The following is a 7,914-nucleotide window of genomic DNA, read 5'->3' on the forward strand; positions in this document are numbered from 1 at the left end:
TACCAGGCGGCATAGCCCCCTGCCAGCGCCACGATGGCGCCCACGGCGATGTTCTGCCACATGATCAGGCTCCTCCCCACCACAGCGCCAGCCGGTAGGTCGTCCAGCTGGCGGCATAGGCCAGTGCAAAAAGGTACGCGGCCATGAGCAGGGCCACGCGCCAGGAATTGGTCTCGCGCCGAACGGTGGCCAGCGTGGACAGGCATTGCGGCGCAAACACGAACCACACCAGCAGCGACAGGGCCGTGGCCAGCGACCACTGCTGTGCGATCAGCGGCCCAAGCTGCGCCGCCATGTCGTCACCCGATGCCGACAGTGCATACACCGTGCCCAGCGCGCTCACCACCACCTCGCGGGCGGCCATGCCGGGCACCAGCGCCACGGCGATCTGCCAGTTGAAACCCAGCGGCGCAAAAATGACTTCAAGCGCGCGGCCCAGCTGCCCGGCAAGGCTGTACTGGATGGCCGGACCCACGGCGCCCTCGGGCGGAGCCGGGTACGACGAAAGGAACCACAGCAGCACCGTGAGCGCCAGGATGATGCTGCCCACCCGTTTGAGGAAGATCATCGCCCGCTCGTACAGCCCCCGCGCCAGACCGCGCAGATTGGGCAACCGATAGGGCGGCAGTTCCATCAGCAGCGGCGTCGCCCGCATGGGGCCGCGCCAGATCTTCAGCAAGGCCGCCACGGCCATGGCGCTGAGAATGCCGCCCATGTACAGGCCGAACATCACCAGGCCCTGCAGGCTGAAGATGCCCCACACGGTGCGCGCCGGGATGAAGGCGGCAATCAGCAGCGCGTACACCGGCAGGCGGGCCGAGCAGGTCATGAGGGGCGCGATCAGGATGGTGACCAGGCGCTCGCGCCAATGCGTGATGGTGCGCGTGGCCATGATGCCCGGTATGGCGCAGGCAAAGCTCGACAGCAGCGGGATGAACGAGCGCCCCGACAGGCCCACGGTGCCCATGAGGCGGTCCAGCATGAAGGCCGCACGTGGCAGGTAGCCCGAGTCTTCCAGCGCCAGGATGAACAGGAACAGAATGAGGATCTGCGGCAGGAACACCAGCACGCCTCCCACACCGGCCAGAATGCCGTCGACCAGCAGGCTGCGCAGCACACCCTCGGGCAGCTGGGCCTGCACCCACTGGCCCAGCGCCTCGGCGCCATCCTTGATGGCTTCCATGGGCGGGGCGGCCCAGCTGAAGACGGCCTGGAACATCAGGAACATCGTGGCCGCCAGCAGCAGCATGCCCCACAACGGATGCAGCACCACGCGGTCGATGGCGTCGTCCACCCGCATCAGCTCGGCGGGCTCGCGCACGGCCAAGCGCAGGATGCGGCGTGCCTCTTGCTGTGTTTTGAGCACCTGCTCGGCGCCCTGCGGCTGCCACGGGCGCGTCTGCGCCACGCCCTGCCCGCGCCAGCCGTCCAGAAACTGCACCAATTCTTGCGCACCGCCCTTCTGGATGCCCACGGTTTCCACCACGGGCATGCCCAGTTCGCGCTCCAGTGCGGCGCGGTCGATGGCAATGCCCGCGCGGCGGGCGGCATCGCTCATGTTGAGTGCCAGCACCATGGGAATCCCCATGGTCTTTGTCTCCAGCACCATGCGCAGGCCCAGTTGCAGGTTGGTTGCATCGACCACGCAGACCAGCAGGCCGGGCGCGGCCTCGCCGGCGCGCTGGCCCGTGACCACATCGCGCGTGACGGCTTCGTCCGCGCTCAGGGCGTTGAGGCTGTAGGCGCCGGGCAGATCGAGCACGCGCACCCGCTGTCCCGAGGGGGTGACCAGCTGGCCCTCCTTGCGCTCGACCGTCACGCCCGCATAGTTGGCCACTTTCTGGCGGCTGCCGGTGAGCAGGTTGAACAACGCCGTCTTGCCGCTGTTGGGATGGCCCAGCAACGCCAGGCTCAACGGGGTGGCCACGGCGTTCATGCCTCGGCCTCCGCGCGGGGCGCCGTGGTGCTGACGCGCACCAGCGCTGCCTCGCGCCGCCGCAGGGCAAAGGTGGTGCGCCCCACACGCACGGCCACCGGATCGCCCGCAGGAAACGCCCGCGCCACCACCCGCACGCGCTCGCCCGGCAGAAAGCCGATTTCCAACAAGCGCAGCAGCACGTCGCCATCCTGCGGTGCGGCGTCCATGCGCAGTTCGCGCACCCAGGCGTCCACCCGCAAGGGCAGATCGGCCAGACCCTGATCGGGGTCCACAGAGAAAGCAGCGGCGTTGTGCGCGGGCAAATCGTTCAAGGTTTCACCAGCCATCAAATGAAAATGGTTCTCATTCTATGACATCCCCCATTTCCAGGGAAGGAGGCGTTCGCCACGCAGACATTTCCTTGATGCAGCGCAAAGCCACGACACCACTTTGCAGCCAGGGATTTTTCCACTGCGTTGCCATAAAGCGACACCACGAAACCGCCAGCGCGCTACCTTGTCGCCCATGAAAGAGCTGTGGGACATTTCCCCTCCTGTCCACGCCGGCGCGCCGGTGTTTCCCGGCGATACGCCTTACCAGCAACAGTGGTGCGCCACCCTGGCGCCGGGCTGTCCGGTGAATGTGAGCGCCATCACGATGTCGCCCCATGTGGGCGCCCACGCCGATGCCCCGCTGCACTACGACGCCCAGGGCGCCGCGGCGGGCGACCTGCCGCTGGCACCGTTTCTGGGCCCCTGCCGCGTGATCCACGCCCTTGGCTGCCACCCGCTGATCGAATGGGCACACATCGCCCATGCCGTGAACGACACCCTCCCTCAGCGCGTGCTCGTGCGCACCTACGCCCAGGCCCCGGCGCAATGGGACGGCCAGCTGGCCGCCTACGCCCCCGACACGATCGAACGCCTGGCCGACCGGGGCGTGCTGCTGGTGGGCATCGACACCGCCAGCATCGACCCGGCCGACAGCAAGACGCTGGAAAGCCACCAGGTCATCCGCCGCCGCAACCTGCGCGTGCTGGAAAACCTGGTGCTCGACGATGTACCCGAGGGCGACTACGAGCTGATCGCCCTGCCCTTGCGGCTCACCACCGCCGACGCCTCGCCCGTGCGCGCCGTGCTGCGCGCGCTGACATGACCTCTTCGCCGGCTCGCTTCGCGCCTTTCTTCAAAGAGCCAATCCCCGGTGCCAGGCAAGACCGGCGGCACGGCGGCAGCGGGTTGGGGGGGGCAGGGTGCAGGCACCCGACCCGGCCATCGATCACCGCCCGCCCTCATTTCAAGCCATTCAGGCCGCTAGCGCTTGATACATAAGCGCCGTCAGCTATCAAAACAAAAGCAAATCTCACACCCTCCATGACCATCACCCTCGAAGACTGCCGCGCACTCGACGCGCAAGACCCCATCGCCCCGCTGCGCGGGCACTTCACGCTGCCGCCCGGCGTGATCTACCTCGACGGCAACTCCCTGGGCGTCGCCCCCAAGGCCGCCGCCGCGCGCGTGGCCGACGTGGTCACGCGCGAATGGGGCACCGACCTCATCCAATCCTGGAACACCGCGCGCTGGTTCGACCTGCCCCAGCGCCTGGGCAACCAGCTCGCCCCGCTGATCGGCGCGGGCCAGAGCGAAGTGGTCTGCACCGACAGCACCTCCATCAACCTCTACAAGGTGCTGAGCGCTGCACTCAACATCGCGCGCGAAGACAGCCCCGCCCGCAAGCGCATCGTGAGCGAGCGCAGCAACTTCCCGACCGACCTCTACATTGCCGAAGGCCTGTGCAAGGAGCGCAGCCTGGAACTGGTGCTGGTGGAGCCCGAAGAGATTTCCGCCGCGCTGACCAGCGACGTGGCCGTGCTGATGCTCACGCACGTGAACTACCGCACCGGCGCCATGCATGACATGGCCGCCCTCACCGCCGCCGCGCACGCCCAGGGCATTCTGTGCGTGTGGGACCTCGCGCACAGCGCGGGCGCGGTGCCGGTCGATCTGAACGGCGCAGGCGCTGATTTCTCGATTGGATGCGGCTACAAGTACCTGAACGGCGGCCCCGGCGCACCCGCTTTTGTGTGGGTGCACCCGCGCCATGCTGACCGCTTCTGGCAACCCCTGTCGGGCTGGTGGGGCCACGCCACGCCCTTCCAGTTCACGCCCGACTACCAGCCAGCCCCCGGCATCACCCGCTACCTGTGCGGCACACAGCCCATCATCAGCCTGTCGGCCCTGCAGTGCGGGCTGGACGTGTTCACTGCCGCCGAATCGCTGGGCGGCATGGCCGCACTGCGCAGCAAATCGCTGGCACTCACCGACCTGTTCATCCACTTGGTGGAAGAGCGCTGCGCGGGCCACGGCCTGGGCCTGGCCACGCCACGCGAACATGCCCGGCGCGGCTCGCAGGTGTGCCTGACGCGTGACGAAGGCCAGGGTGTGAACGGCGCAGGCAGCGGTGCGTATGCCATCGTGCAGGCGCTGATTGCGCGTGGCGTGATCGGCGACTACCGCGCCGGGTCCGATGCGGCGGGCGGCGCAGGCAAAGGCAACGGCGGCAAAGTGCACAAGGACATCCTGCGCTTTGGCTTCACGCCGCTGTACCTGGGCTTCGAGGACGTCTGGAACGCCGTCGAACACCTGCGCCAGGTGCTCGACAGCGGCGAATGGCAGCGCCCCGAGTTCAACCAGCACCACGCCGTGACCTGAACAGGCCGCCGCCCCACAGTACCCGGAGATACCCACCATGAATTGCCCCATGCACCCCGCTGCGTCGCCCGCCCACGCGCCTGCGGCGGACACACCCGAAGCCATCGTCCACGCCGAGCATGCGCGGCTCGATTTCAGCCAGCACATGAGCTACGGCGACTACCTGCAGCTCGACGCCGTGCTCACCGCGCAAAAACCGCTGTCGCCCGCGCACGACGAAATGCTGTTCATCGTGCAGCACCAGACCAGCGAACTGTGGATGAAGCTCATGCTGCACGAGCTGCGCGCCGCCACCGGCCACATCGCGCGCGACGAACTGCAGCCCGCGTTCAAGATGCTGGCCCGCGTGAGCAAGATCATGGAACAGCTCGTGCACGCGTGGGACGTGCTGGCCACCATGACGCCGCCCGAATACAGCGCCATGCGCCCCTACCTGGGCAGCTCCAGCGGGTTCCAGAGCTACCAGTACCGCAGCATCGAATTCGCGCTCGGCAACAAGAACCGCGCCATGCTGCAACCCCACGCCCACCGCCCCGACCTGCTCGCCGGGGTGCAGGCCGCCTTCGAGGCCCCGTCGCTGTACGACGAGGCGCTGCGCCTGCTGGCCCGCCGGGGCCTGGATGTACCTGCCAGCCACACCGACCGCGACTGGACCCTGCCCTACGCCGAAAGCGATGCGGTAGAGCGCGCCTGGCTCACCGTGTACCGCGACCCGGCGCGGCACTGGGACCTGTACCAGCTGGGCGAAGAGCTCACCGACCTCGAAGACGCGTTCCGGCTCTGGCGCTTCCGCCATGTGACCACGGTGGAACGCATCATCGGCTTCAAGCGCGGCACCGGGGGCACGGGGGGCGTGAGCTATCTGCGCAAGATGCTGGACGTGGTGCTGTTCCCGGAAATCTGGAAGCTGCGCACCGACCTGTGAAGGCGGCGTTGCCGTGCTGGACGGCACTCTGGAAACCACGCGCTTCACGGAGGGCCCGCCCCAGACCAGCAGCGTGGCCGCCACCATGCACCTGCAGTTCAACGAGGCGCGGGCGGACAGCCGCGAGGTGGTGATCGCGCTGCGCGACCTGGCGGACAACACCCTGGCTGCAGCCCAGACCCTGGAGCAGCGCCCGGCGGCATCTTCGCCCGAAGCGTGCTCGCCGGGCAGGTAGGACTGCCGACCCACGCTAGCGCCCGAGCTGCCGGGCATACGGCACAATGGGTGCGGCGGGCACGACGGACACGGGGCCCCTACAGCCGCACCGCATGCCTATGGGTTTGTTCGGCGACTGGGCTGCTGGGCTATTGCACCGGCGACAGCAGCAATGGCCTGGTCCGGGTACGCTTGCGGGCGACGCGTCCCGCTGCGCTAACGCAACCGCCACCCGCCTTTCACCCGAATACCACCGCGACCGTGCCCCCATCCAACGCCGCCCCGCCATCCGCTGCGCCCGCACCGGCGCCCCAAGCCACCCTGTGGTTCATGCTGCTGGCGCTGCTCTCGGCCTTTGCGCTGAGCCAGTCGTACCGCACCGTCACCGCCATCATGGCCACCGGGCTGCAGGCCGACTTCGGGCTCTCGCCGGCGTCGCTGGGCGCATTTGCCGGGCTGTTTGGGCTGTCGTTCGGCGTGACGCAGTTTTTCATGGGCATCGGGATGGACCTGTACGGCCTGCGCCGCACCGTGCTCAGCGCCTTTCCCCTGGCCATAGCAGGCGCTGCCGTGTCGGCTTGGTCGCCAAACTATGGCTGGCTGATGCTGGGGCAACTGCTCACCGGCGTGGGCTGCGCGCCGGCCTTTCTGGCGTGCACGGTGTTCATCTCGCGGCATTTCCCCAGTTCGCGCTTTGCCTTCATGTCGGGGGTTGGCATGGGCGTGGGCGGCCTGGGCCTGCTGCTCACCGGCACGCCCCTGGCCTGGCTGGTGCAGCAGTGGGGCTGGCGCAGCGGCTTCATGCTGCTGGCCGTGCTGTCGGCGCTGGCCTGGCTGCTGATCTGGCGCTGCGTGCACGAGCCCGCCCTGGCAGGCCCGGCCACCGCGCACGAACGCTGGGGCACTGCCGTGCGCCGCTTCGGCGCGCTGTTCATGCTGCCCCACACGCTGGGCATTCTGCTGCTGGGCATGGTTGGCTATGCGTCGTTCCTGGCGTTGCGCGGGCTGTGGATCGGGCCGCTGCTGATCAACCGGCATGCGTTCACGCTGGTCGAGAGCGGCAACGTCGCCCTTGGCATGTCGCTGATCTCGCTGTTCAGCCCCGCCTTTTTTGGACGCATCGACCCCGGGCCGGCGCGCCGGCGGGCCTGGGTGGCCAACTTCTCGCTGGTGGTGGCCGCGCTTTACCTGGCCCTGGGGCTGGTGCACCACGCCACGCTCAATGTGGCGCTGGTGGTGTGCATCGCGGTGCTGTCGGGCTATTCGGTGCTGCAGTATTCGGATGTGCGCTCGTCGTACCCACCCGACCTGACCGGGCGCGCGCTTTCGGTGTTCACCATGGCCATGTTCCTGGGCGTGGGCCTGGTGCAGTCGCTCACGGGCTGGGTCGCCGACTGGGCCCTGGGCCGGGGGATGGAACCCTACGGCGCGGTGATGGCCACCATTGCCACGCTGCTGGCGCTGGGCTCGACCGCATTTCGCTGGCTGCCCAGCTCTGCACTGCTGCATCCAGCCGTGCCGTCCGCCAAGGAATCCACCTGAAACGCCCTGAGGTGCTCATGGAGCATGCGCGGAAAGCTATTTTTTCAGTAGCAAATCTGCGCACCCTTTGCCAGGCGGGCAGCGCGCGGTGCCGCGAAACACCCTCGCCTGGCGCCCCGCCCTGTACGTCGCCCTGCGTCCACCGTTGAAGCCTGTCGAGGCCAAGCCAACGCGGCCGAGGGCGAGGGCGAGTTCCCACCATTGCAGCCAGACGCGTTGCGATCCAAAGGGGCTCGGCCCAAGGCGCCAGACGAAGCGGGATGCGGCCCCAGCGGGCTTGGCAATGCCACAACCCGCCCTTTCAGGTTCATCAGCCGAACGGAAGGCCGCACAAGCCACGCCACTCGTCGTTGCGCTCGTGGCTGAGGCCCCAGCCCTGGCGCCGCCAAGCGCCTGCGTTGGCGCTGCTTGCGTGGCCTTCGCACCGCCAAGAATGAGGGGAACCAGCCCTAGAGCGAACTGGCGCTGGAGCCATCGCCCCGGTACAGCCACGGCACGTCGAGCAACCGCTCGCCCAGCAGGCGCAGTGCCGCGTCGCGCGCCCAGCGCACAGGCCCGGTGGCGTGAAAGATGCGGCCGTTGCGCGTGGAGCGGGCCTGCAC

Annotated in this window: 7 protein-coding genes and 1 pseudogene; 5 read left to right on the forward strand and 3 right to left on the reverse strand. The window is 68.3% G+C overall.

Annotated elements, in window-relative coordinates; translation table 11 throughout:
• Positions 1–64 precede the first annotated feature (64 nt).
• Together feoB and ACDELDRAFT_RS16600 are read right to left on the reverse strand one after the other, a co-directional pair.
• Positions 65–1,936: a ferrous iron transporter B gene (gene feoB / locus ACDELDRAFT_RS16595; protein ID WP_005798940.1), complete on the reverse strand. Its 1,872-nt coding sequence runs from the start codon at positions 1,934–1,936 to the stop codon at positions 65–67.
• Positions 1,933–2,265, reverse strand: a complete 333-nt coding sequence (locus ACDELDRAFT_RS16600) for a FeoA family protein (RefSeq protein WP_005798941.1) — start codon at positions 2,263–2,265, stop codon at positions 1,933–1,935. Before ACDELDRAFT_RS16600 ends, feoB begins: the two co-directional genes overlap by 4 nt.
• 178 nt (positions 2,266–2,443) lie before the next feature.
• Here ACDELDRAFT_RS16600 and kynB point away from each other — a divergent pair, with 178 nt between their 5' ends.
• The 5 genes from kynB (at position 2,444) to ACDELDRAFT_RS16625 (ending at position 7,312) form a co-directional block, all read left to right on the forward strand.
• A complete protein-coding gene (gene kynB, locus ACDELDRAFT_RS16605) occupies positions 2,444–3,073 on the forward strand; it encodes an arylformamidase (RefSeq protein WP_005798943.1) in 630 nt (209 codons plus the stop codon).
• Between the two features lie 218 nt (positions 3,074–3,291).
• Positions 3,292–4,629, forward strand: a complete 1,338-nt coding sequence (gene kynU / locus ACDELDRAFT_RS16610; protein WP_005798944.1) for a kynureninase — start codon at positions 3,292–3,294, stop codon at positions 4,627–4,629.
• Between the two features lie 37 nt (positions 4,630–4,666).
• On the forward strand, positions 4,667–5,554 hold the full coding sequence (kynA, locus tag ACDELDRAFT_RS16615) for a tryptophan 2,3-dioxygenase (RefSeq protein ID WP_005798946.1): 888 nt from the start codon (positions 4,667–4,669) through the stop codon (positions 5,552–5,554).
• A 13-nt stretch (positions 5,555–5,567) separates the two neighbouring features.
• On the forward strand, positions 5,568–5,789 hold the full coding sequence (locus tag ACDELDRAFT_RS16620; protein WP_005798947.1) for a hypothetical protein: 222 nt from the start codon (positions 5,568–5,570) through the stop codon (positions 5,787–5,789).
• 311 nt (positions 5,790–6,100) lie between these two features.
• On the forward strand, positions 6,101–7,312 hold the full coding sequence (locus ACDELDRAFT_RS16625) for an MFS transporter (protein WP_005798948.1): 1,212 nt from the start codon (positions 6,101–6,103) through the stop codon (positions 7,310–7,312).
• A 449-nt stretch (positions 7,313–7,761) separates the two neighbouring features.
• Here ACDELDRAFT_RS16625 and ACDELDRAFT_RS24675 read toward each other — a convergent pair.
• Positions 7,762–7,914: pseudogene (locus ACDELDRAFT_RS24675) on the reverse strand (FAD-dependent monooxygenase); the annotation flags it as partial.

The sequence above is a fragment of the Acidovorax delafieldii 2AN genome, from assembly GCF_000175235.1.
GTDB lineage: Bacteria > Pseudomonadota > Gammaproteobacteria > Burkholderiales > Burkholderiaceae_C > Acidovorax > Acidovorax delafieldii_B.

Excerpts from the sequence above, each read along its gene's own strand:
- kynA (WP_005798946.1), top strand. The coding sequence starts at position 4,667 with ATGAATTGCCCCATGCACCCCGCTGCGTCGCCCGCCCACGCGCCTGCG.
- kynB (WP_005798943.1), top strand. The coding sequence starts at position 2,444 with ATGAAAGAGCTGTGGGACATTTCCCCTCCTGTCCACGCCGGCGCGCCG.
- ACDELDRAFT_RS16625 (WP_005798948.1), top strand. The coding sequence starts at position 6,101 with ATGCTGCTGGCGCTGCTCTCGGCCTTTGCGCTGAGCCAGTCGTACCGC.
- feoB (WP_005798940.1), bottom strand. The coding sequence starts at position 1,936 with ATGAACGCCGTGGCCACCCCGTTGAGCCTGGCGTTGCTGGGCCATCCC.
- ACDELDRAFT_RS16600 (WP_005798941.1), bottom strand. The coding sequence starts at position 2,265 with ATGGCTGGTGAAACCTTGAACGATTTGCCCGCGCACAACGCCGCTGCT.
- kynU (WP_005798944.1), top strand. The coding sequence starts at position 3,292 with ATGACCATCACCCTCGAAGACTGCCGCGCACTCGACGCGCAAGACCCC.